At 44.2% G+C, this 22424-nt stretch carries 20 protein-coding genes; 3 read left to right on the plus strand and 17 right to left on the minus strand.

What is annotated here, in order from left to right; translation table 11 throughout:
• Positions 1-1375 (minus strand): DNA/RNA helicase domain-containing protein (locus NCCP2222_RS13020; protein WP_248512781.1); only part of this gene is annotated, 1375 nt, incomplete at its 3' end.
• A gap of 584 nt (positions 1376-1959) precedes the next feature.
• On the opposite strand from NCCP2222_RS13020, the gene NCCP2222_RS13025 reads away from it, so the two are divergent.
• The gene (locus NCCP2222_RS13025; RefSeq protein ID WP_248512782.1) at positions 1960-2322 is read left to right on the plus strand and encodes a hypothetical protein; all 363 of its coding nucleotides are present in this window, start codon (positions 1960-1962) and stop codon (positions 2320-2322) included.
• Between the two features lie 289 nt (positions 2323-2611).
• On the opposite strand, the gene NCCP2222_RS13030 is transcribed toward NCCP2222_RS13025, so the two are convergent.
• A complete protein-coding gene (locus tag NCCP2222_RS13030) occupies positions 2612-4552 on the minus strand; it encodes a DUF2207 domain-containing protein (protein WP_248512783.1) in 1941 nt (646 codons plus the stop codon).
• A 241-nt stretch (positions 4553-4793) separates the two neighbouring features.
• Here NCCP2222_RS13030 and NCCP2222_RS13035 point away from each other — a divergent pair, with 241 nt between their 5' ends.
• Positions 4794-5591, plus strand: coding sequence for a hypothetical protein (locus NCCP2222_RS13035; RefSeq protein WP_248512784.1), 798 nt, complete (start codon positions 4794-4796; stop codon positions 5589-5591).
• A 213-nt stretch (positions 5592-5804) separates the two neighbouring features.
• On the opposite strand, the gene NCCP2222_RS13040 is transcribed toward NCCP2222_RS13035, so the two are convergent.
• The 6 genes from NCCP2222_RS13040 to NCCP2222_RS13065 form a co-directional block, all read right to left on the minus strand.
• A complete protein-coding gene (locus NCCP2222_RS13040; protein WP_248512785.1) occupies positions 5805-7082 on the minus strand; it encodes a DUF4179 domain-containing protein in 1278 nt (425 codons plus the stop codon).
• Complete coding sequence (locus NCCP2222_RS13045) at positions 7075-7602, minus strand: RNA polymerase sigma factor (protein WP_248512786.1); 528 nt, start codon at positions 7600-7602, stop codon at positions 7075-7077. The genes NCCP2222_RS13040 and NCCP2222_RS13045 overlap by 8 nt, the downstream gene beginning before the upstream one ends.
• A gap of 659 nt (positions 7603-8261) precedes the next feature.
• Entirely contained in the window at positions 8262-9707 is a 1446-nt protein-coding gene (locus NCCP2222_RS13050) for an S-layer homology domain-containing protein (RefSeq protein WP_248512787.1), read from the minus strand.
• Positions 9708-9760: 53 nt separating this feature from the next.
• Positions 9761-10858, minus strand: a complete 1098-nt coding sequence (locus NCCP2222_RS13055) for an S-layer homology domain-containing protein (protein ID WP_248512788.1) — start codon at positions 10856-10858, stop codon at positions 9761-9763.
• A gap of 147 nt (positions 10859-11005) precedes the next feature.
• Positions 11006-11377 (minus strand): VOC family protein, encoded by a 372-nt coding sequence (locus NCCP2222_RS13060; protein ID WP_248512789.1) that lies wholly within the window; start codon positions 11375-11377, stop codon positions 11006-11008.
• Between the two features lie 47 nt (positions 11378-11424).
• A complete protein-coding gene (locus NCCP2222_RS13065) occupies positions 11425-11910 on the minus strand; it encodes a hypothetical protein (RefSeq protein ID WP_248512790.1) in 486 nt (161 codons plus the stop codon).
• Positions 11911-12414: 504 nt separating this feature from the next.
• Here NCCP2222_RS13065 and NCCP2222_RS13070 point away from each other — a divergent pair.
• Positions 12415-12855 carry a YybH family protein gene (locus NCCP2222_RS13070; protein WP_248512791.1) on the plus strand — a complete coding sequence of 147 codons (441 nt, stop codon included), beginning with the start codon at positions 12415-12417 and terminating at the stop codon, positions 12853-12855.
• Between the two features lie 105 nt (positions 12856-12960).
• Here the strand turns inward: NCCP2222_RS13070 and NCCP2222_RS13075 are convergent, their stop codons facing one another.
• The 9 genes from NCCP2222_RS13075 to NCCP2222_RS13115 all read right to left on the minus strand — a co-directional run bounded on the left by NCCP2222_RS13075 (position 12961) and on the right by NCCP2222_RS13115 (position 22347).
• A complete protein-coding gene (locus NCCP2222_RS13075) occupies positions 12961-13374 on the minus strand; it encodes a MarR family winged helix-turn-helix transcriptional regulator (RefSeq protein WP_248512792.1) in 414 nt (137 codons plus the stop codon).
• A 198-nt stretch (positions 13375-13572) separates the two neighbouring features.
• On the minus strand, positions 13573-14838 hold the full coding sequence (locus NCCP2222_RS13080) for an MFS transporter (protein ID WP_248512793.1): 1266 nt from the start codon (positions 14836-14838) through the stop codon (positions 13573-13575).
• 652 nt (positions 14839-15490) lie between these two features.
• Positions 15491-16573 carry a LolA family protein gene (locus tag NCCP2222_RS13085; protein ID WP_248512794.1) on the minus strand — a complete coding sequence of 361 codons (1083 nt, stop codon included), beginning with the start codon at positions 16571-16573 and terminating at the stop codon, positions 15491-15493.
• Positions 16570-18024, minus strand: coding sequence for a HAMP domain-containing sensor histidine kinase (locus NCCP2222_RS13090; protein ID WP_248512795.1), 1455 nt, complete (start codon positions 18022-18024; stop codon positions 16570-16572). The genes NCCP2222_RS13085 and NCCP2222_RS13090 overlap by 4 nt, the downstream gene beginning before the upstream one ends.
• Positions 18021-18722, minus strand: coding sequence for a response regulator transcription factor (locus NCCP2222_RS13095; protein ID WP_248512796.1), 702 nt, complete (start codon positions 18720-18722; stop codon positions 18021-18023). Before NCCP2222_RS13095 ends, NCCP2222_RS13090 begins: the two co-directional genes overlap by 4 nt.
• 209 nt (positions 18723-18931) lie before the next feature.
• Positions 18932-20230, minus strand: a complete 1299-nt coding sequence (locus NCCP2222_RS13100) for a polysaccharide deacetylase family protein (protein WP_248512797.1) — start codon at positions 20228-20230, stop codon at positions 18932-18934.
• A gap of 232 nt (positions 20231-20462) precedes the next feature.
• Positions 20463-21191, minus strand: coding sequence for an ABC transporter permease (locus NCCP2222_RS13105; RefSeq protein WP_248512798.1), 729 nt, complete (start codon positions 21189-21191; stop codon positions 20463-20465).
• On the minus strand, positions 21188-21916 hold the full coding sequence (locus tag NCCP2222_RS13110; RefSeq protein WP_248512799.1) for an ABC transporter ATP-binding protein: 729 nt from the start codon (positions 21914-21916) through the stop codon (positions 21188-21190). Before NCCP2222_RS13110 ends, NCCP2222_RS13105 begins: the two co-directional genes overlap by 4 nt.
• Positions 21916-22347 (minus strand): helix-turn-helix domain-containing protein, encoded by a 432-nt coding sequence (locus NCCP2222_RS13115; RefSeq protein WP_248512800.1) that lies wholly within the window; start codon positions 22345-22347, stop codon positions 21916-21918. The genes NCCP2222_RS13110 and NCCP2222_RS13115 overlap by 1 nt, the downstream gene beginning before the upstream one ends.
• Positions 22348-22424 lie beyond the last annotated feature (77 nt).

Here is a 22424-nt window from a genome sequence, read left to right on the forward strand (position 1 = left end):
CCAGCATTTCATTCGGATCATCATAGAGCCTGATGTCATAATCCATGCCTAGGTCGTTTTTGTTTGCAGTATTCCTGATTTGCAGCACATCGTCCAGCCATGCGATATAGCCATCCGAGCCGTCGCAGCGGAATTGGGATGTGAGTTCGCATGAAATGACTTCAGCGTTGTATTCTTTGGCATATTGCTTGATTAGATCTACGCTGCCAATATCGCTTAAGGTGACTTTTTGATTTTCATCTATAAAAAAGAGGGTGAACTTTGAACCTTTGATCAGCTCTTTCACCTGGTTTTCGCCTTTATTCCTGTATAGGCCGGATTTTTCGTTCAGCCGATGTGCCTCATCAACAATCAGTGCATCAAATTCATTATCGCCTACTTCTGTAAAACTACCTGACCCTTTGAACAGATTGTCAATATGGGATTTCTTAAAATCACCTTTCAGCTTTGTGGAATAGATATGCCTAGGTGCCGAGTTCTTTGTCACATACATGGAGACAAGTCCTTGGTTAATAAGGTTGACCAGCAAATTAATTGCAAGGACTGACTTTCCGGTGCCCGGCCCTCCTTCCACAATCATGACATGCTTCTTATCCGTTTTAACTGCTTCCAGGGCAAGTTGAAATGCCTCTTCATAAAACACCTTCTGCTCATCGATCATGATGAATTCATCGTTTCCTTTAAGCATATTATTTAATACGTCCTGTAGTGATTTGGACGGGCGTATACGGCCGTTTTCAATCTGATAGATTAAATGGTTCTGATCGCCTTTGCGGATATATTTCTTGATGAACGAGCGTAATTTCTGGATTTCCCCTTTCGTGAAGACAGGAGCCTTATCGAGGTGATGCTGATATTGTTTGTTCGTCAACGGATCGTCTTCGGTTTTCCTGTAATTATGTAAGTAGGCACAGGGTTTTAGTTGGATCTCTTTCTCCTGAACATTTTCATTGAAATCCTCGATAAGCGCCGCATACGACCATGCCTGATAGGAGGGATGGGTCGTCTCCCTCACTGCGTTCCCCAGATACGTTCTGACAATCGCATCTCTCGTTGAGACTTTCTCTACTTCCTCCCATTGTTTGAGTTCTACGATGACGACATTATCCTGATCGCCGTCATTCCCTGCAATTAAGAAATCGACACGTTTGGATGTATTGGGAATGTTGAACTCAATGGCTACCGCTGCGTCATTTGGGATCTCATCATCTTGCATGACATTGGACATTTTTTGCAATGAATTCTCCCAAGAGCGAATTTCTGCTTTCGAGGTACGCCCAATCTTCTTCTGATATGAATTATAAAGGCGATCAATAAGCAGTTCATTAACAACATCCCCGACGAATTGTTCCTTTGTGGACTCATAGATGATCACAGTTACACACCTGCTTTGTAGTAGAATAATTTGACATGAAGAATAGATTCTAAGATTTAAGTAAATTAGATAGTCCCATTGTCTTATATTTCCACATGATTCGCAAGCTCCTTAGCAAAACGCATCTATTCTATAAATAGAAGTAAAGGACCCTATAATCGATTAACAATTTTCAGCATCCTTTCTCACTATTTCATTTTCCCCACTTCCCCAAAATAACAAGGAAACACCACCTCCTGCTCCTGGCCATGCGATGCCTGCCAGGAGCTTCTCAATACAGGGACACGTCCATCTTGGGGATGCCATCAAGAAAGCGCTAGGCAAGCTCATGGCAGATCTTTAGTAGACAGCGTGGTTTGGCGAAAAAGGATACTTGGATAGAAAATATTTTACCAGTCACGACAAAAACACCTATTACAAGTGGTCGATTGTACGAAAGTTCGGTGTTCAACCACTTGTAAATAGGTATTAGTAAGAATGATGGATTCTAAAATGATTCACTTGGCAATCATTCGTGTCTGTCGTGTATAATTTGTGGTAATTAATTCGACCTTATTTTATTGATGAAGATAGGAGGTAATTAAATGAAATTATACTGCAAAACTTGCGGTGTTGCTGTTACGAATGACTTGCAGGAAATGACGGATATTTCCGGACTAGATCGAGATGCATCTGGCAAAGACTATTTGCCGAGAGGGGTTTACTCCTTCACAGACAAGGTACTTCCTCATATGAAGAGCACAGAAATTGTTGTAAACAATCATGACGTGATTAATTGCAACTACCATTGGGATCAAAGCCGATTAAATGGTTGTTGTGGCCAGGATGGTTGTGATGGTCTTAACCGAGTATGTATGAACGGTCATGAGGTCGGGACAGAACGTTCAGATTGCTGGACATATCATTTCACCTCCTTTGACCCTGAAGTCGTGGAGATGATTGATTGATCAAGTTTCCCTGAAAATACCGCATGGCGAGCGATTGGCAAGCTGTGAGTATTTTTGTGAAAAGTAACTATCCTGCTTACTTGCGCGTTAGCGTAGGGTGGTTACTAAATCGTCCTTTTCACCAACAAAAAAGTAACCCCCCACTACCTTTGGCGAGGAATTTAGTGGGGGTTACTCTTTTCAAGGAAAAAATCTCAACAATCCTAATGGAACCGCTCTTCATGCGGCTGTGACTGTAATTAGCTAAACATTTCGCAGAAATCCAGCTTTTCTTATCCTACGCTAAATCTCAAAACGCCCCAGCACCCCCGCCACCGCCTGATCCGCTGCCACCACTACCGCCAGAGCTTCCGCCAGTTCCCGAGGACGAGTGCATGTGGATGTAGTAATAATGATGCGTGTAGTGAAACGCGGTCAGCAGTTCAGTCAGGTGGACGGTCATTGGTGGTAGCGAGGCCAAGTCCTCCGGCACGTTCTTCGTGTACTTTATAAAGAGTGGGGTGAACAGGCCGAGGGAAATGGCATGCTCATACCACTTATCCGCCAAGTACCTGCTTTGGAAGTCAAACTCTCCTGACTTGACTTCCTTCTTGAACGCTTTGGCACCTTTATAATACGGAGCCGCTTTCCGTTTTATATCACGGAGCGGCAGCAGTAATGCCGTTATGGATAGTAGTATGGTGCCGATGGCGAACAATGCGTACACGTCGTCCGTGCTTCCTGATAATCCTTCCATGCAAATAATTCCCCACACAAAATAGAGCGGCAGCGCAATTCGCCAGTTTCGCTTCACCCGCAAAACGATAGATCCTGCTATTACAAGAAGGAGCAGGACACCTATGTCCGACGTGTCTTCGTTGAGCATCCAGAGATTCAAACATGCAAAGGCGAACCACAAAGGAACGCCGAGCAGCATAAGATACTTGCGCACGGGATTGGGGGCAACATACGTCATGACGTCCGGGTCTTTTTGCACGATCTTCTGCCACTCCTTGAAACGCTTTATGAGCTGTTTGGACCGACTGGAATAATCCGATTCGAGCCGCCAATTCTTGTCGAGCTGTTGTTTTGTAAGGAACGGGAATTGATCCAATGAAAAAGCGAGTGTCCCCTCCGCATCCTTCTCAAACAGCCAATCAATCATGTCTTTTTCATAGTCGTTCAGCGAACTTGTATCCTTCACTACTTTGAACCGGAATGTGTAATCCGGAGCATTGTCATCACTTCTGTAGATGGCGTTTGACGGAACCTTCTCCATCGTGACAATCCCTTTTTGGCGAAGTCGCAACAAAGCCGCAGAAATGGTGGCGGGTTTGATTTTTCCTTTTCCTTCGATTAGCGACAGAAGAAACGAGTCTATCTCTTCTAGTTGATGGATCCGCGGATTTGATATAAATAGCCGGTACAGACGCCGTGGGTACAGAATAGCGATGAGGAATAGGAAAAGTGCAGTTCCCAAGAAGATGATGTTAAGTCCTCTGACCGTTGGAAGTGCTTTTTCTCTTTTCATCATCCAATTTGCATAAGCGGCCTCCTCCGCCGCAAACTCTGCTAACATTGGCTCGTCACGGGTATAGGGGGCATTCTTCAAGAATGTATCAGGGAATAAAAATCGGATTTCCACCTTGCCGTAGGCTTCCAATTCATCTGTCGTATAGACGAATCCTCTTGCATCGGATTTTGATAATTTGCCTGTGAAGCTGTGAAGATACGCCTTCCCTGCCAATGTCGCATCCCGATCTCCAGATAACAGGAATCGAATGCGAAGATTGTGTATATCCGTATCGTTCAGATCGTCAAAGAAGCGCCAATACAGTTGCCCGGTGTCTTGATATTTTTTGGCGGCCCCGCTGATCAAATAACGATAAAACACTTTCTTCTGTTCATTCTCGGAAGGGGTATGGATTTTGAACGTCAAATCCTTCCGCTCCACTTGTAACGGTGCGAAGGTGCTATTGTCATAATCCGCTAGGTCTGTATCCATCGGTGCAAGATAGCCTTCAAAATACTGAACTCCCGCGTGGTTTTCGTTCCCGATCGTTCGCGTAGTTCCATTAAATGCTCCTGAAAAGGTATATGTGAATAATTCTTCAACGTACAGATCACCATTATCCAACACATATGCGTTGATATCGACCTGATCGATTGAAAATGATTTCGCGCTTGCAAACGGTGATCGGACGATTGTCAATAAAAGAAGCAGACCTATTACGCAAACTACTTTCTTCAATTCATCTCCTCCTCCCCCGCTCTGCCTTTACTTTTCATACGAGACAACAAGCATCATAGTTTCATTAATTCTTGAACACTCTTTACTGCACGACAAGACAACTGAGTCGTTCCTATTCTTATGTATTTTTGCCGGTCAGCCACACGTCAGGAGGCGGAATACGTATTGTCTTTCATATAGTAAACGTCTAAGATAGAGATATCAGTAAATGTTTCCAATATTTTTAAAAAGGGGCGCAGTCATGAAGATCTTCACCTTATTATCCGTTCTTCTCCTATGCGTGGGTTGCAGCACAGTTTCAGATAAATCTTCGGAAGTAACTATAGATATGCTACCGCCTTCGAACATAACTGGAAACTTAGTGAAAGAAGTGTCTTTCGATGATGGCAAGGGGTCTGGCGGAGCGATTACAGATAACGTCAACATTCGTACTATTACGTTAGAAAAAGATGAGCACGTCGAGCATATTCATATCGGTTTTACGCAGCGAAGTGATGCGTCAACTCAGAAACCACAGCTCGTTGCCCCTTATTTCAATGTGAACGTACAAGAAAATCCGTACACCATGTCTTTTACCATGCACGGCGTACGGGCGTTTGACGCTAGGGATTTTACAGCTTTACAGAAAAGTGATTTGGTTGAAGATGCCTATTGGGTTATGACGCACGATGACTCGGCTTGGCGTTTTGTGATTGTGTTCAACTCGCCTGTCCATTATCAGATCCACGAATATGCAGATCCGGCAGAAGTGGTTGTAAGTATTCTGCCGCTGCCTTTTGAAGAAAAGAACGATCCTTTTTATACGATTCGGACGGACGCCTATCCACTCGGACATGAACTTGGCAATATGGAAGAGAGGGTCTATGAAGAAGAAGGGATCCGCTACTTGCGTGAAAGCGGTGATCCTTTTAATACAGAGGAGAGCAGCTTTTATATGGAGCTGGGTACTTATGAAACAATTGAAGAGGCTGAAGCAAAGCTTGCTTCCTTCCAAACGATTTTTGAACACGACTTCCCTGTTTTTATTGAAGAAAAATGAATCCCCCAGCTTGCCAGCAGGAAAAGTGCCAGGTTCTTTTGTTTCTTAAGAACCTGGCACTTTTGATGACCGAAATTCCGTTACCGACCGATTTTCTTAATATCCTTATTCAGTTGTTCAACGTTTTCCCTTTTTGCATTCGACTTATTTTCATTTGAATTAACATGAATGTTTTTGGCACATGTACCCGTATACAAGCCTTCAAGGTCTCCGCTACTCCCCCAAAATCTCAACCACCTCATCAACCGGCTTCATATGATGCATCCCTTTAACACTCAACGTATCCGGCACAACATCAGTCGAGAACAACAACGTCCGTTCCTTAACCATCCTTCCATCGTCAAGTTCCTTATAATCTTGCCGGATTGTCGTTTTCAGAGGAACCTCCCCTCCCTCGCCCTCAATCGTTACGCCGTCCAAGAGGACATCTACGTCAGAGGCGATCGTAATTTGGACGCCTTCTTCCGTTTTCTTCACGCCGTTTACCCATAGATCTTCTCCTTTCAATTGAAAGGCTTGATCTTGAATTGGGTGTAGCGGAATGGTTTCGTCGACTTTTGTGTAGCCGACGAATTCCTTGACGACGAGTTCTAAGGAATCGACTTTCTTTGGCAGCGCATCGAAACTAATTTCAAATTTGGTGCCGCCTATGGAAGAGTGCGTTCCGGTACCTATTTGTGGTACTTCTTTTCCGTTGGCACGCAGGACCACTTGTTCAAACGGGAGTTGCACCCGGTCGAGATTTTCGACGTTCACTGTTCCTTTAATGATGGTGATCGTCGGGGTGGCCGTGATGGTTTTAAAGGTGATGGTTCCTTTATCGACTTTGACTTTCTTCATTAACTTTTGTTTGATTTCGGTTTGCATGGCTTGGTTCGGATCATATGGGAATGTGATTTTGCTCGTTACCCATTGGCCGTCATCCGTCGATTTCTCCACTTCCAAGGTCAGTTTCTTTGCAAATGGGCTGACCGGATCGAAAGTAAGTTGGCCTTTAATTTCGGATTTCTCTTCATTGAAGTTCGACATGCCAGCACCCTTGTTGGAGTCCGTTAAGAAGCCCGTAATTTTCCCAAAGGAGATGTCGTGCTCCATGTCTTTGACGTTTGAAAGCGTATAATAGAGAATTAATTGATTCGCGTCTGTCATAATGCCATCGATTTTCAACGTTGTGCCGTCCTCGAACTGCACCTGTTCTCCGATCGTCTGCCCCATTCCTTTGTCATTCAGTTCGGCCAGCGTGCCGCTCATGAGTTCATCAAAGCCTATGATTTTCTTTCCGTAATAGGCCAATCCATTGTAGTTATAGCCAATGAGACAGACAAGCAGGAACGCGGCTACTGCCATAGGCCATTTGGGTTTCGGCTTCTTTTGGACAGGAGCGGGAGCTGCTTCTAATGCCTGCCAGAGCCGTCCTCCCAATTCGGGCGGCGCCGTTACCGATTCCATCCGCTGTTTTTCTTCCTTTAATCGTTTTTCGATTTCATTCATGGGTCTCACCCCTATACTGGTCTCTTATTTTCTTCAACCCTTGAAAGATCCTCGACTTCACAGTTCCAATCGACACATTCGTCATGCCCGCAATTGTTTCGTAGTCCAGGTCATGAAAGTATTTCAATTCGATTGCTTCTTTCTGATAATCATTCACTAGCAGCAGCATCTCCTGCAGTTCCATACGCTGTTCCTTTTGCTCGTACGGATTATGTACATCTGCAGGTGCGGGCTCCCACTCATCCATGAGCACTACTTTCTGCTGTTTCTTCAGCATTTGCTTACAGCGATTCACCAAGATGGTTTTGCTCCAGCTATAGAACGCCTCTTCCTTTTTCAACTGGCCCATATTTGTATATAAGCTGACAATCATCTCTTCCATTGCATCCATGGCATCATGGGCGTTCCCCATATAGGACAGGGCGAGTCGATAATAGTCATCCTGCTGCGCCATAATCAGCTCCAGCAACGCTTTTTTGTTCCCTTTTTTCGCTTTCCTCACTAACTGAACAACCTTCACGATCTCACCTCTCCCCTATAAGAGTCAGCACGCCGCTGAAAAGTTCATTTTTGTTTTGAAATTAATAATGCGACTTCACATAGTACTTTAATATTACAATTTCCAACTAAGTAAGATACGTTTTTGGTATACCATACGTACAGAATTAGTTACATATATGCCTCTATGTATGAAGCATCTTTTCTATATTAAAGAAACAGACCTTTCCATACATTCAAAATAGTTGTATAATATAATGCTAGGCAGGCAATCAAAGAAACCAATAAATTTAACAGGGAGTGATTCACTAATTGAAAAACCTTAGTAACAATCGCTTTAAAGCTAGTTACCTTGAAAAATTAGTCCAATTATCATTCGTATTCTTCTTAATCCAATTAAGCTTAACGAGTGTATTTGTATATCTGGAACCAAAACTGTATGCCAGTTTTCATGGATTTCATTTTATTAGGAACGCTTTGTTATTTTTGCTTGCTTCCTTTTTAATATTTTTATCCGTTCTACTGCTATTTCACTTTACTAAAAAGGATTACAAAGAGTAATATTTATCAACAGCAACGATGATTTTCTAAACCGTTTCGCTTCTCATATCTATGCTAAAGAAAAAACATCAGGCACCTGTAAATAGGTTCCTGATGTTTTAAGGTTATCTTGCTCTTATCTTAATGATCAATTTCTGCGTCCCGCTTTACATAGACATTCACAATGGACCCCATCTGGTGGACATCAATAATGAGCCCCGACCAGGCGGAGAAATAGCAGTCCGTGTCATCGCATGATTGGGAGGTCAGTCTCTGCCCATAATCAACTTGGACGAGGCCTGCCTTTTTGCCAGTCGCTTTGACGTGAAATGTTTTCGTATCGGCATCAAATGTAATTTCGGCAATCTCGGCCGCATTTGGGCTGAGTTTGTATTGGCCTTTGTACTCAGCTACTTCTTTGTAAACGGCTATTGGTTCTTCCATTAGTACTTCAATATCGTAATTAAATTGCTTTTCGTTCACTTTTGCTTCAATGCCATAGCGGACTTCTTTTCCATCCGCAAGCTTCAGCGTCGCAATATACTGGCCGGGTTGATCGATCGAGATGGAAACGATAGAATATTTGTCTTCCTTAAAGGGTACCTGGTCGGACAGCTGCTTTCCATCCATCGTTGATAAGGTAATTGATTTTACGTTTCCTTCATGCCCATATAATCTGACTGGCGTCGATGCCATATCCTCCGCCTCTTCCAAAGTCAGCTGCAGCTCGCCGTTCACCTTTTTCACATGCACATAGTACTTCTTGTAATCTTTCACATTAGAGCCTTGGCTCGGTGTACCTTGCAAGTTCAACATGCCGGTCCCCTCTTTCAACGGGACGAGCTGGATTTTATCTTCGGTGAAGCCTTCCTTGCCTGTTACCTTGAACGCTTTGAAAATACTATTATCCTCATTCGTTTGCACAACCCGCACAGATGTCCATTTTAAATCACTCGCCTTGATTGTCATCATTGGTGGTTTTGCCTCTTCAGTGGCTCTCAACATCTTCGCAGCCTGCCCTCTAGTAATTGGCGCATTCGGGCTGAATGTAGTGGGGGTTGTTCCCGTCGTAATGCCAAGTGCATAGATGGCAAGGATATTCTCGCGGTGAGAAAGCGAGTTCCAAATATCAGTAAATGGATCGTTGTTGACTTGACGCGGCAGATCGAACGCTTTGACGAGGATCGATGCCATCTGGCCCCGCTTGATCGGGTCGTTCGGGCCAAATCGTCCATCCCCGTAGCCGCTAATGATCCCTTTTTCCGACAAAGCTGCGATTGCTTTGTATGAACCGTTCGATGTCGAGACGTCCTTGAAACCTGGATTTTTGACATTGTCCATGTCTAAATTGGTCATCTTGGCAATGATGGCTGCTGCCTGCCCCCTTGTAATCGGATTGCCCGGCTTGAATGTCCCGTCCGGGTAGCCACCGATAATATTGCGGTCAGCGAGATCGTACACAGCTTCTGCGAAATGCTTTGTTGATGGTACATCCGAAAACTTTTTGTTGCTTTCGGCAAAGCTGGCTACAGGCAGGCTTCCGGCGAGCATAAGTGCACCTGCAACCGTAAGTAGTCGCTTCTTCATCTTTTTAATCTCCTCTCCCTTGTAGTCGATTCAAAATGAACTGATCCTTACTCTCACTTCGTCCCCCACTGCTCCCGGTGCCGCTGCACTCCTTCCTCACCAAACAACTTCCGCACAAACTGCTCTTCCGCCTTCTTCGTTCTGACATTGTACTTCCTATCACACACAGTACAATTTCCGTATTCTTGATCAGAGATATATTTCAACTCTTCGTATTCCTTTATCACTTGCGAGAAATCTCCTTGGAGCCATTTATCCAATATGGCTTCTTCCTTTGAATCTTTCTTCGCAAAACGTTTTAAGTAGAGAATGTTTTCCTCCGCCATTTGTCCAAGAGAGTTGCCAGCCCAGTACACTTCTTGCCATCCATCCTCTAGCTCTTCCGGAATCAGATAGTCTGCAGGACTCATTGTCACCTTTTGATGCAGCATAGACACCATGGCCGCCGCCACCATCGTTGGGTCGTTTTCCAGTTGCTCTGGTGTATACTTTGCGAGCTGACCGCGAATTCGTTGCGCTGGTTCAGATGGATCGACGGGATCGTTCATATGCAGAGTACGATGTAAGAAAACCGCGTAATGCGCTCTCGTCACCGGTTTGTCCGGCTCATAGAAACCAAAATTCCCTGTTGTGATACCGTTAGAATAAAGCGCCTGAATATATTTGCTGGACGGGTGAGTCCTCGGGACATCCATAAATTCAAGATCTATTTTCACTTTTAGGTCAAAGGCAATCGTCAGCACCTTGGCCATTTCCGCACGGGTAATCGGTTGGTTTGGATACAAATTCCCTTTCGCATCCGGCTCGAAGATTCCCGCCTGCTGCAATTTCTTAATGTCGTTAAAGAAAGCATTCTTTTGCGATACATCCTTGAATGCTACAAATTCCTTCGTAACGGGCAATTTGACTGCCCGGTTAACAAGCGCTGCAGCATGTTTTCGTGTAATGACTTCAGAGGGCCTGAATTCCCCATTTTCATAGCCACTAATAATATGACGATCCCGCATCTCATGGATGATTTCGTAGTATGGGCTGTTCTTGGAAACATCTTTAAAAGGACTTACTACTTCAGCCTCTGCCTGAATAGGTGCGATAACGGCGGGCACCATAATTGCAGCCGCCAACACCATGCTTAGTATTTTGTTTTTCAATGAAAATCCTCCTACTCCTACAATGTTTATGCAAGCACCGTACAGACGCAGTTTTTCGGAAAAAGTTTCAAAGTTTTTGATTGTCTTAATAAACGTTTGTTAAGGGAGAACATCACCTTCGAATTGTCTCCTGAGAAGTTTGTTCCGTCATCTATGTTGATCAAGCAAAATCAGATTGCCATCCGGGTCCTCAATGGTCAGGCTTGCAGGACCTTCGCCCGTTTCATCTGCCTCCGTCAACAGCTCGATCCCGTTTGCTTTGAGTTGCTTTTGGAGGTCTCGGATATCCGTGAAAGCATCCAGGTTTTCAGCATGTTGATTCCATCCTGGATTGAACGTGAGAATATTCTTTTCAAACATTCCTTGAAATAGGCCAATAACGGTGTCTTCATTCTTCAGGATGAGCCAGTTTTGTGTTATATCCCCGCCTAGAGTTTGAAAACCTAGATTTTCATAAAATGCTTTTGACTTGTGAATGTCCTTTACACGTAGACTTACTGAAAATGCACCCAGTTTCATTCGAATCCTCCTAGAATTTATTTGAGAATGATATCCTTTCAAGTAACTTAGAAATCCTTCGTTATCGACAAGACATGTCCTTTGACTGCTTCCTTTTCTTCATCCGTCATCGGATCTAAGCTGAAATGTTCTATCACCATCGTATTTTCAGCTTGAAAGTTCTTTACGTCCTCATCAGTAATTAGTATCGTTGATGGTTGGTGAAGCTTCTTGTTGCGAATTTTCGTGTTCCCGGTTTGTGTCACTTTGGATGTCGTAGTGGTTACATGCTTCACTTCTGTATTCAAATAATCCCCCTGTAAATCATAAAAGTCTTCAATTGTTTTGCTGTCTGTTTTTATATAGTTCTTTCCTTCCTCATTTGTAGTGATCGCATTCACCCTCACATAACCGTTCTTTTCAAATAAACCGTTCTCCCTTTCTTCGGATGTTTCAGTGAAGAACGCTTCGATATGCTGGATTCTTTCCACTTTACTGCATCCGAATAAGAGAGAAATGCTTAATATTAGCAAGACTATTAAATTTTGTTTCAAATCCATTTCTCCTTCATGCCAATAGACTGACGTATGCGTGGTTATTCACCAATGGAGAGACAACGTCCTGATTTCTTAATTTGATCGCTTTTGTATAAACAAACGGCACTCCCGTTTTCTTTGTAAAGTAAAGCATTCTGTCCTAATACTTTTTGAAATCATGGACCACAACCCGAGTCAAGAATTATCTAACATTATAACTTAAGCGAATAGTAATTTCTAATGTTACCAAAAATCGTATTTTTACTTTCTCGTGGAAACTATCTTCGTTGCCAGTTTCGGATACATATTAATATCTGGTATGAATCAGAAGAAATAGTTTGAATTAAATGTATATTCTTCGTATTATTAAATAAAAATCGAATTGCGTTAACTGGTACTGCACACTAAAGGGAATGGCTATTTTACGGATGATTACATGTACAAAACGATGCAGGCTGAATCATAGGTTTTCTGCAGTACGCGTCTATGCCCAATTTGAAATTAGTAAAGGGGATTAACATAATGTCGAAGGGTTTTATTACAATACAGGACGTACTTGAAAATTACCAGACAGCCATTCATGAAAAAGATGTAGAGAAATTCTTATCCATGTACACTTCTGAAATTCATATTTATGATTGTTGGGGGAAATGGGAGAGCAAGGGTATTTCTTCATGGAGGGAAAATGTAGAAGAGTGGTTTTATGGATTAAATGAAGAGGGCGTTTTACTAAAAGTTGAATTTAATGACCTAGCAATAGAAGAGAATTCAAATCTGGCATTTGTTTATTGTGCTGTCACTTTTGCTGCCTGGCAAGAGGATTCCGGAGAGAAGCTTCGTCAAATGAAAAACCGGTTCACATTCGGTTTAAGAAAAACGAATGACACTTGGGCAATCGCTCATGAACATTCCTCCTTACCTATAGACTTGGAAACCGGTAAGGGAATATTCAATTCGAAGTGAAAAATTATTGGATGCCAGGTTCTAAAAAGAGAACCTGGCTCAAATTCCGCAAAGAACTTTCTCTTTTTATTTACTTGATACAAACTCCAATGACATCACACCTAATTACGAATTCAACTTCTTATAAATCCGTAGCATTTGCTCCTGCTCTTCGCTCGTTAATTTTTCGAATAGCTTTTTACGCAGGACTTGCCCTTCAAGAGTGGCACGTTTCACGATTTCGATTCCTGCGTCTGAAATGGATACATACACAATACGGCGGTCCTCCTCATCTGTAGAGCGGACGGCCAGTTTCTTTTTCACAAGCTTTTCTGTCAGATGCGTCACAGTAGGCGGGGTCAGCCCGAGCACTTTTGCAATATCGGAAGGACGGCTTTTCCCGTGTACCATTAAGTGTCCGAGGAGAAGAATATGGGAGACGCCTAACTCCTCATTGAATGTTTTATTCCATTGAATGATTAAGTTATTCGTGAATTTATCCATGTTATGAATGATTTCAAAGATTGTTTCTTCCTTCATATACTCCCTGCTTTCCAGATGTAAGTTCCTTTATCATACAGAACTTTCTCTATAAAAATAAGCCCATTTTAGGAAAAACCTAATGTGGGCTTATTTTGTCTTATCGAAATTTAAACGATCCACCGTCTAACATGATGGTCTATTCAGTTACATATCATCCTCAGCACTAGTTAAAAATTCAGCAGATGTTCTGCGGTATCATTTCGTCCAAAGTCCTCGGTCAATCAATTTCTTTTTATTCGCAAATGCGACGAAGACACAACCGATATTAATGACAATCATGATAAGAAGCGCATAAAGTACAGATGTGTAGCTTCCCGTGGCATCATAAATGAACCCGTATGCCGGCAACGCAATGATGGAGGAAATGGCAAGTCCTAATGAAGCAGTGGAAAAGATTTCACTATACGCTTTCTTTCCGAACAAGTCAGTTGCAAGTGCGGGTGCCACGATACCGATACATGAACTTACCAATCCAAAAATTCCTACCGCAACAGTGATGACTGTTGTACTGTTGTTTGCGAAAAGAAGGAGGCTTACTGTTACCGCACCCGCAATCATGGCAAAAATCGCAGTAACTTTCGATCCAAGTTTATCGACTAAGAAGCCGAGAATAAGCGATCCGATTAAAACTCCAAGCATATATGTGCCCATGGCATTACCCGCGAACGTAATATCAAACCCTTTACTGACAAGATATTTCGGGATATGCATGGAGAAACTTGAAATAGAGGTAATTAGGAAGAAGAAGACTATCAGCGAATAAAGTGCGGCCGATTTTTTGGCCGTCGCCAAATCTATACCTTCTTCTGCGCTTGCTTGCACCTGATTTCCCTGCTCTGTTTCCACTTCCTGAGACCCGTAAGGCAAAATGCCTATCGCCTGAGGAGACCTTCTGATAAGCAGCAGAGCAACCGGTACTACGATCAAAATAGCTACCCCGCCAATAATCATGTAAGTCGTTCTCCAGCCAAGATTGTCAATTAAACCAGCAGTTACTGGCTGCGTGATGGTACCAAGCAATCCGCCGAAAGCACTGAGAACACCTAAAGCCAATCCGTTGCTTTTTCTGAACCACTGGTTAATGACAATAGGACCGGCAATAACGGTAATGAATACACCGCCCAACGCCAGTGGTATTGATAAAATATACCATCCCCACACTGAACTCATAAAACCGAATAACGCAAAAGACCCCGCCTGCAAAAGGATGGCTACAGACAAGACAAGACGTGTGTCATACTTTGCCATAAGTTTTCCGGCAATCGGCAGGAAGACCATTGTCACGACTGCAGAAATACTAAAGTAAAGGGATAATTTCCCCATTCCGATTCCAAGATCATTAGTGACAGCCGTCAGGAATAGTCCAGCCGTATTGTTAACAGCCCCTTTGCCAATCCCGACGATCAAACTGATCGCAATCAGAATGATCCATGCGTAATGAAATTTAGATGTTTGTTTCATTTATTTTTATCCTTTCCCAACTAACTTTTATTGGCACTGCCTAAAACTCTATTTGCCTCTATTCGGCAAGGCTGTTTATTTCATTTCCAAAAAAACATGAATGTTATTTATATATAACATTCTTCCACGCCAGACTTTATCGTAATTTCCGAGCAACTGCATTACAAACCGTTTTTAAAGCCAGTAATCCCGCTTCCGACGAACTAAACAAAGCGTATCTTTGTGTAATGTCTTTGTCTTCCCTATACAAAATCCATACGATTTACTGATATATCCGAAGGAAAATGATATCACTTACGTTTAGTGTGGAGAGAATAGAAATTTCTACTCCTCCAAATCATTTATACCTTCTAATAATTAGGCACCTAACTGTTTAACACTTTGCTATTGTAATAAAACTATCGTTGCTATGCAACTAAAAAAGGCTATTTTGTGACGAAAAAAGTTTTTTTATCACTGTTCCAGCGCATAATCCTTTGACATTTCACCCCGTTTTCCATAGCACGCCCGTTGTATAACATGGTGTCTTATAAAATAACATGGAGCTTCCGAACAACAATTTCCAATCAGGTTCGCAGACCTATCCATGACAATAAAAAGAACACACGCCCCAAGCGTGTGTCCTTACAATTCCTCACTATTCAAATCATGCTCACTCCACTAATTCCATTTCCTCTATATACGCTTCCACTTCTTCAAACTCAATATCTGGGTTTTCCAGTAGGACAACATATTGCAAACCGTCCTCTTCCCAATCCAATGAACGAAATCCCTTGGCATCCATTTTAGTGCCTTCCAATCCGCGAATCGTTGTCGCTTCTACTGCAGCAGTACGGCCAAAGCTTGTCACGTTCGGCATTAGCTTGAAGACGGATACAGAGAAAGCCGGTTCTCCATCTTTTAAATAATCGAATGAGAACTCCTGGCGTCCTTCAAAACCTTCCAAGACGGTAATTTTGTCGAGCTTCAAATCATCCGTCTCGCGGATTTGATAGTATGCGCCGAGTTCCTTCTTCACTTCCTCTAGGGTCGTTTCATCTGGCAGCATGCTTTCTTCGTCTATCATTTCGATCGTCGCATCTTCCGGAATATCCAGTACAAAGAGATCGTCCGTTATTTCCGGCTTGAAATCAATCAAGGTGTACTCTTGTGTCATGGAGAGACCATTACTTTCGGAAAAAGATTTCAGCACCATCCATGTTTCTTTGTCAATCCACATTTCCTGTTTGCCGATTAGTGTCTTATCATCTTTTGGTTTCGCGATAATATGAAACGTGTCGCGTCCTACGATTTTCTCTTCTTGCCCTACGGAGAGATCGTGTGTATCCTTGACAATTTCCAGGATGGCTTCAGCCTGCTGCCGTGGTGATCGCTGACTGAGTGCGCGCAGATCATCATTGACTTCTGTTATCATGGCAGTGTTGCTTCCCGTGTCGTAGACGGATAACTTTGTACCATCATTCACTGCGGTTGTGAGTTCTGATCCGTCCCCCGTTTGCATTTCAAGTCTCCGTTTCCCTTCTTTCGTTACCCATTCCTTCGCCTCGATTTCATATCCATCTTCGGATGTCATGACGTACTCTCCATAGTATTCGAGTGGTTGGTTCGCTTCTTTCAACGCCTCATTAATGACTTCCTTCGGTGAAAATTGGCCTTCCTCTGAGCTGCATGCTGCAAGCCCGATGGCAAAAAACAGCATGACACCAATAGATGCAGTTGTCTTGATCCAATTCATTTATCTTCTTCCCCTTTCATTCCAGGCAGCCAGCAAATGACGGCTGTTCCGATGTTCTGGACAGAGGCCATCTGCACGATGCCCCCATGTTTTTCAATAATTTGTTTTGTAATGCTTAAGCCAAGACCCGTGCCGCGCTCTCCCGCTTTCGTCCTTGCTTGGTCGGCTTGATAGAGCGGCTGGAAGACTTGCTCGATTTCCTTTTGGGACAGTCCCGTTCCTTCGTTTTGGACAATCAAGTACAGCCCCTCGTTTTTCTTCAGTTCACTCGTTACAAAGTCCAAGCACCATTCAGGCGTCTTGCCCGCTTGAACCGCAGCAAGACCGATTGTTCCGCCAGCCGCCGTATGGGCGATGGCATTCGCCATCAGATTGTCGACGACCCGCATCAGCTGCTTGGAATTGACGTTGTAGTCGCCCGTTACGTCACATGCCACCAGCAAGTCAATCCGCTTTTCTACGCAAAGCGTTTCGTAGCCGGACACAAGCATTTCGAAGAATTCTTCCCCGTCCACGGGAACGAGTTCCATTTCATACGTAGTTGATTGCAGCAATGTGTACATGAGCAGGTCATCAAGCATCTGTCTCATATAATTCGATTTTGCAATGATGATGTCGTGGTATTCTTGTCGGTCGTGCGCTGAAGGTCCTGCCTGCAGTGCCTCCGCATAGGCCCGGATGGATGTAAGGGGCGTCTTCAGATCATGTGAAATACTGGCGATCATGAATTCACGCTGTTGCTGTTCGGCCGCAAGTCTCCGGTTCGCCTCTTGGAGCTCCGCCCGCATCGATTCGAAGCTTTCGGCCAATTCCCCGATTTCGTCGTGGCGCTTCGGCATCGTCTGGACAGGCTCTCCTTTTGCAAATGAATTCATTTGTCCCATCAAAAGATGAAGCGGCCTGTTTAATTTCCGGTTGACGAGCCAGGCGACAGCCCCAAACAACAAGAGGAAAAAGACGCCGAAAATTCCTGTCACAAACCACATCCGTTGCTCTACGCCGGTTACCCATTCATCCCGGATCCATATAATCTCATATACACCTACGATGTTTTTCCCTTCCCAAACGGGTTCCTTATACGAGTATCGGCCGAAGGAGTGCTGAAGCTCATAAAAATCTTTATAGAGCCTTTCCTTGTCATTAAATATCAAATCCCCCTGCTTGAGCGGGTTGGAGGAATAGAGCAGTAACCCGGAGTTCGTATACAATGTGATCGAAAGCCGGTCCGTGGCGAGCTGTCCGACCTCGGACCAATCTGCATCCTTCCGATAGAGGGAAGGCTCCCGAACGACCGACTTCACCGCATTCAACTCGATCCAATTATCCATGCGCTCGGCGACATTGCGGTCGTGATGATAGTTGTTAATCCAAGCGAAGAGGCCATATGCTGCGCCGAGCGGCAAAAGCATGACGATGAAAAAAGAGAGGAGCAGCCATGTCCTGATTTTCATTGCGGTTCACCAATGAAGCGATAGCCCTTCCCCCATACGGTCTGGATGAAATGCGGCGTCTTCACGGGATCGTTCAATTTTTCCCGGAGTGATTTAATGTGCACGGTCACCGTATGCAAATCCCCGATTTCAGACTGTTGCCAGACATGACGATACAATTCATTCTTTGAAAAGATATGCTCCGGATTTCCGGCAAGCAGCTTGAGCAGTTCAAATTCTTTAATGGTCACCAGCACTTCTTCACCTTTCAAAAATACCTGCTCCCGCTTCCAATCTACCTTCAAGTCATTTGCAAATGACGATTGTTCCATCTCCTGCGCTTGGCCATTGTAGCGCCGCCACCTCCGTAAATGAGAAGCGACGCGTGCTTTTAATTCTGCCAGGCTGAATGGCTTTGCAAGGTAATCATCCGCCCCGGTGTCCAGCCCCTCGACTTTGTCTTCATCTTCCTTCCGCGCACTGATCATAATGATGGGCACATCGCTCTTCCACCGGATGTTTTGACAAAGCGTAATGCCGTCCATTTCCGGCAGCATCCAATCGACAAGCACTAAGTCGAACGCAGTTCGCTGGAAATCCTCCCATCCTTCCAGCCCCGTCGTCGCCCATGTCACCGTATAGCCTTCCTGTCGAAGCGTATCTCGGATAATCCGGGCGATTTCCGCATCATCTTCTACTAACAATAGCTGTTCCTCCATCGCCATACCTCCTGACTCTAATCTATCATCGATTTTCTATATCTCTTGGAACTTTATAAAAGCTTTATATCTTCCAACTAGTACCCTTGTATCCATCCTACCATTTTGGGGAGAATCAAAAAAAGACCAGCGTCCGTTGGGACCGCGAGTCTTTTCATCTTCTCTTTTGTTTGGACCTCACTGGATTTTGTAGAGACCCCTGTGCCACCCTACTCCCACTTCATTTCACCATCCACATACTCGACAAAATGAGCAAACGATTTCTTCTCTGTTATACCGAAACGGCTTACTTCATAATTGGACGTGCGTCGATCCGCATATCCTTCTTCTGTCGTAAATCCGATGAGCAGACCGGTTTCTTTCGCCGCCTCGAGGAATGCCGCATTATACTGGCCAAACGGATAGGCGATGGAAATTGCAGACGGCACGTGTTCCTTGTTTTGCTGTAAATCTTCTATAATCTTTTCTTTTGCAAGACCTAGTGCAATTCCGACACTCCCTGCCTCTGTCGTCTCAAGTGCATGGAGTTCGTGGGTATGCGCTTCATATTGGAAAACATCTCTCATGTCCGCCATCTCTGCTGCAGTCAAAAACTGCAGGGACCCGTTTGCATCAAATAGCTGTGTTCCCTGTTCCCGATCAGTACGAGAGGAAATGATATGCTGCATCGCCTGGAAACCGTATTGTTTCAAGAGAGGGTATGCGTATTCCTTCGATGACAGCAAGCCGTCGTCAAACGTAATGACTACAGAACGGCTCGGAACAATCAGCCGCCCCTCCAAATAATCATAAAGCTGCTCCGCTGAAAGTGTCTTGAAACGATGATCCGCTAAATAGGACATCTGTTGTTCGAATGATTCAAGGGAAACCGTACTGGCAGTCGTAGTCATCAAATCACTAGGCAATATATGATGATAGACAAGCACAGGCAAGCCTTCATCTGGCACAACCGCCTGTTTCGCTATATACCCCGGCCGCTCCCCCAGCTTGATCACATACCAGTCTTCAGTTTCCTGGATTACCGGATACCGGAATCCTTCCTCGATTTGCAAAAAACGCTTACTATGCTTGTCAGCCCGTTCATATACTTCTGTCCTTTGGACGGTTTTCACAGCAGCCAACTGATCCACATGAGTGGATACAAGCAATTTCATCGAATCCACCGTGCCGTGCCCTTTGGGAATAAAGGCAATCATCTTTCCTAACCGGATGGAATAGTACGCTTCATCTTCCCCCTCAATCGCTACGGGCTGATTCGCTTCCAACTCCCCGATTTGAATGAGTGTTTCCCCTCGCATATAAATCGGCTGGCGTTTTTCCAACGTCAGCACTCGTTCCATTTTCACCTTTTTAACTGAAGCATCACCTTGTATCAATTGTGCAAATACTTTTCCATGCGATCCACTTAAAAAGGAGAAGCGCGTCGAATCGTTAAGCACAAACAAAAACAAACTGCCTAATAAGAGAATACTAACTAGTGCATGCCTGCTATTATATATTTTTCTCATACAACCACCCCCGCCATCATGTAAGCAACCTACAGACGGAGATTATAGGAAAAAGTTTCAAACTTCACCAACAGAATTTTTCACGCCAAAAACGCCCACGGCACCAGCCATAAGGCGTTCTATTATGGATGAATTTATTTGATTAAACCTGCCTTCTTCATCCGATTCGGACAGGTGTGTCTTCCATAACTATCCTAATTTCTCATTACGGACGGAAAGGATAATCTTTCATCTATTCTTTAATTCTTCTTGAGAAAACGTATATGGCAAGTACCGTTATCCCAGCACCGTATCCGAGCACCCACCAGAGATGAGGCAAAATACCATCATAATCCCCTTGCATAACAGCTTTCCCCATTCCGACCGCATGAACAAACGGCAAAGCATAGGCGACTTTCTCAAACCATCCGCCAACAAGTTCCAAACTGAACCAAGTTCCTGATAACCAGGCAGTCAGATTGGTGAGCAATGCCCCGCAAATCGCCGCGACCGCTTTTTCATTGAAAAGGCTGCCGCATAACAATCCGATTCCTATAAACAGAACAGTAACTGGCAATATGGTTAAGATAGCGAATGGAATCTTCCACGTTAGCTCCATCCCGAGGAACAGGGAGACGCCATAACAAATGATAGTCTGCATAATCGCCATAGGAATTAGGGGCAACGTATATCCCGTGATAAAGTCCTTGGCTGTCATCGGGGTAGTGAACAACCTTGTTAATAACTCACTGACATGATCTTTTGCAATCATTTGTGCTGAGAATAAAGTCATGAAAGATAAGCCAAAGACGGCGATACCAGGCGTCAGATTGGTGAGAGTGAAAACAGCCTCCGGAATGTTTTGATTAATGAGCGTCAACAACAGCAAGAGGATGATCGGAAACGCCAAGCCAAAAAATAACGTCAACGGATCACGGATCATTTCTTTTGTTGTCCGGGAAGCGAATATCATTGTTCTCATATCGCCACCTCTTCCACCAAAGTGACAAAGGCATCCTCAAAAGATGTCGCCGCTGTCAGCGATTTTAATTCTTCCGCTGTTCCAACAGCCTTTACTTCACCAGATTTTAAGATGCAGATACGATCCGATAAACTCTCTGCCTCTTCTAAATAGTGCGTTGTCAGAATGATGGTGACCTTTCCTTTTAGATCTGTTATCACCTTCCAAAGCTCGCGTCTTGCCAAAATATCCAGTCCTAACGTAGGTTCATCTAAAAACAAGATTTTCGGTTCGCTTATCAAGGCCATGGCGATGCTTAAACGACGCTTCCAGCCGCCCGAAAGCGTTTTGCTCCGACGCTTTGTAAACGGAGTGAGAGAGAACGCATGCATCATGGCCGCCACTTTCTGCTCACGCTCACTTTTTGAAAAGCCGTGCACCCCCGCCATGAGATCCAAGTTCTCATAGACTGATAAATTCGGTGCGATTGCAGTCTCTTGAGGAGAGACCGCAATGACACGCTTTACTTGTTTCGCCTCCTTAACAACATCATGTCCTAAAATTACCGCTTTGCCACTAGTAGGCAATAGCAATCCCGACAGCATCTTAATCAGCGTGGATTTTCCAGCCCCGTTGACACCGAGCAATGAAAACAATTCTCCGCTATTGATCGACAAAGATATATCTCGGATAACTAGCTCGTTGCCGTAATGTTTAGTGAGATGATGCAATTCAATTGCTTTCATTATTCATCCCCCTCCGGATCAAGAAGGACACCCGGCGGAAAAAATCCTTGCATATATTGTTGCGGAACTATTGCTAATCCCCGGTCCTCATCTCCCACGATAATAAGCGTATCGCCGGCTTCGATTCGGAATAGCTCCCGCGCTTTTTTCGGTATGACGATTTGGCCCCGATCACTGACTGTCGTTGCACCGAAGAAATGCTTTCCTTTCGGCGGCACCGCCACGCCCGCCTGTTGCTCGTCATAATTCACAAGATTATCCAGCGTCACATCATACAACTCTGCCAACCGGACACAAAATTGCAAATCAGGCGTCGACTCGCCTCTTTCCCACTTCGCAATGACCTGGCGAGACACACCCAATTCCTCAGCCAGTTCCTCCTGTGTATACTGATGCTGCTGCCGCAACCGTTTCAAATTCATACTTATCATACATTTCTCACCTCCTTCCTCAGTATGCTTTGATTTCTAGCTATCGTCTATCAACAACGTGTAACACCGATGTTCGA

Source organism: Sporosarcina sp. NCCP-2222 (assembly GCF_023168145.1).
Taxonomy (GTDB): Bacteria; Bacillota; Bacilli; order Bacillales_A; family Planococcaceae; genus Sporosarcina.

Excerpts from the sequence above, each read along its gene's own strand:
- NCCP2222_RS13025 (WP_248512782.1), top strand. The coding sequence starts at position 1,960 with ATGAAATTATACTGCAAAACTTGCGGTGTTGCTGTTACGAATGACTTG.
- NCCP2222_RS13035 (WP_248512784.1), top strand. The coding sequence starts at position 4,794 with ATGAAGATCTTCACCTTATTATCCGTTCTTCTCCTATGCGTGGGTTGC.
- NCCP2222_RS13040 (WP_248512785.1), bottom strand. The coding sequence starts at position 7,082 with ATGAATGAAATCGAAAAACGATTAAAGGAAGAAAAACAGCGGATGGAA.
- NCCP2222_RS13050 (WP_248512787.1), bottom strand. The coding sequence starts at position 9,707 with ATGAAGAAGCGACTACTTACGGTTGCAGGTGCACTTATGCTCGCCGGA.
- NCCP2222_RS13060 (WP_248512789.1), bottom strand. The coding sequence starts at position 11,377 with ATGAAACTGGGTGCATTTTCAGTAAGTCTACGTGTAAAGGACATTCAC.
- NCCP2222_RS13070 (WP_248512791.1), top strand. The coding sequence starts at position 12,415 with ATGTCGAAGGGTTTTATTACAATACAGGACGTACTTGAAAATTACCAG.
- NCCP2222_RS13075 (WP_248512792.1), bottom strand. The coding sequence starts at position 13,374 with ATGAAGGAAGAAACAATCTTTGAAATCATTCATAACATGGATAAATTC.
- NCCP2222_RS13080 (WP_248512793.1), bottom strand. The coding sequence starts at position 14,838 with ATGAAACAAACATCTAAATTTCATTACGCATGGATCATTCTGATTGCG.
- NCCP2222_RS13085 (WP_248512794.1), bottom strand. The coding sequence starts at position 16,573 with ATGAATTGGATCAAGACAACTGCATCTATTGGTGTCATGCTGTTTTTT.
- NCCP2222_RS13090 (WP_248512795.1), bottom strand. The coding sequence starts at position 18,024 with ATGAAAATCAGGACATGGCTGCTCCTCTCTTTTTTCATCGTCATGCTT.
- NCCP2222_RS13095 (WP_248512796.1), bottom strand. The coding sequence starts at position 18,722 with ATGGAGGAACAGCTATTGTTAGTAGAAGATGATGCGGAAATCGCCCGG.
- NCCP2222_RS13100 (WP_248512797.1), bottom strand. The coding sequence starts at position 20,230 with ATGAGAAAAATATATAATAGCAGGCATGCACTAGTTAGTATTCTCTTA.
- NCCP2222_RS13105 (WP_248512798.1), bottom strand. The coding sequence starts at position 21,191 with ATGAGAACAATGATATTCGCTTCCCGGACAACAAAAGAAATGATCCGT.
- NCCP2222_RS13110 (WP_248512799.1), bottom strand. The coding sequence starts at position 21,916 with ATGAAAGCAATTGAATTGCATCATCTCACTAAACATTACGGCAACGAG.
- NCCP2222_RS13115 (WP_248512800.1), bottom strand. The coding sequence starts at position 22,347 with ATGATAAGTATGAATTTGAAACGGTTGCGGCAGCAGCATCAGTATACA.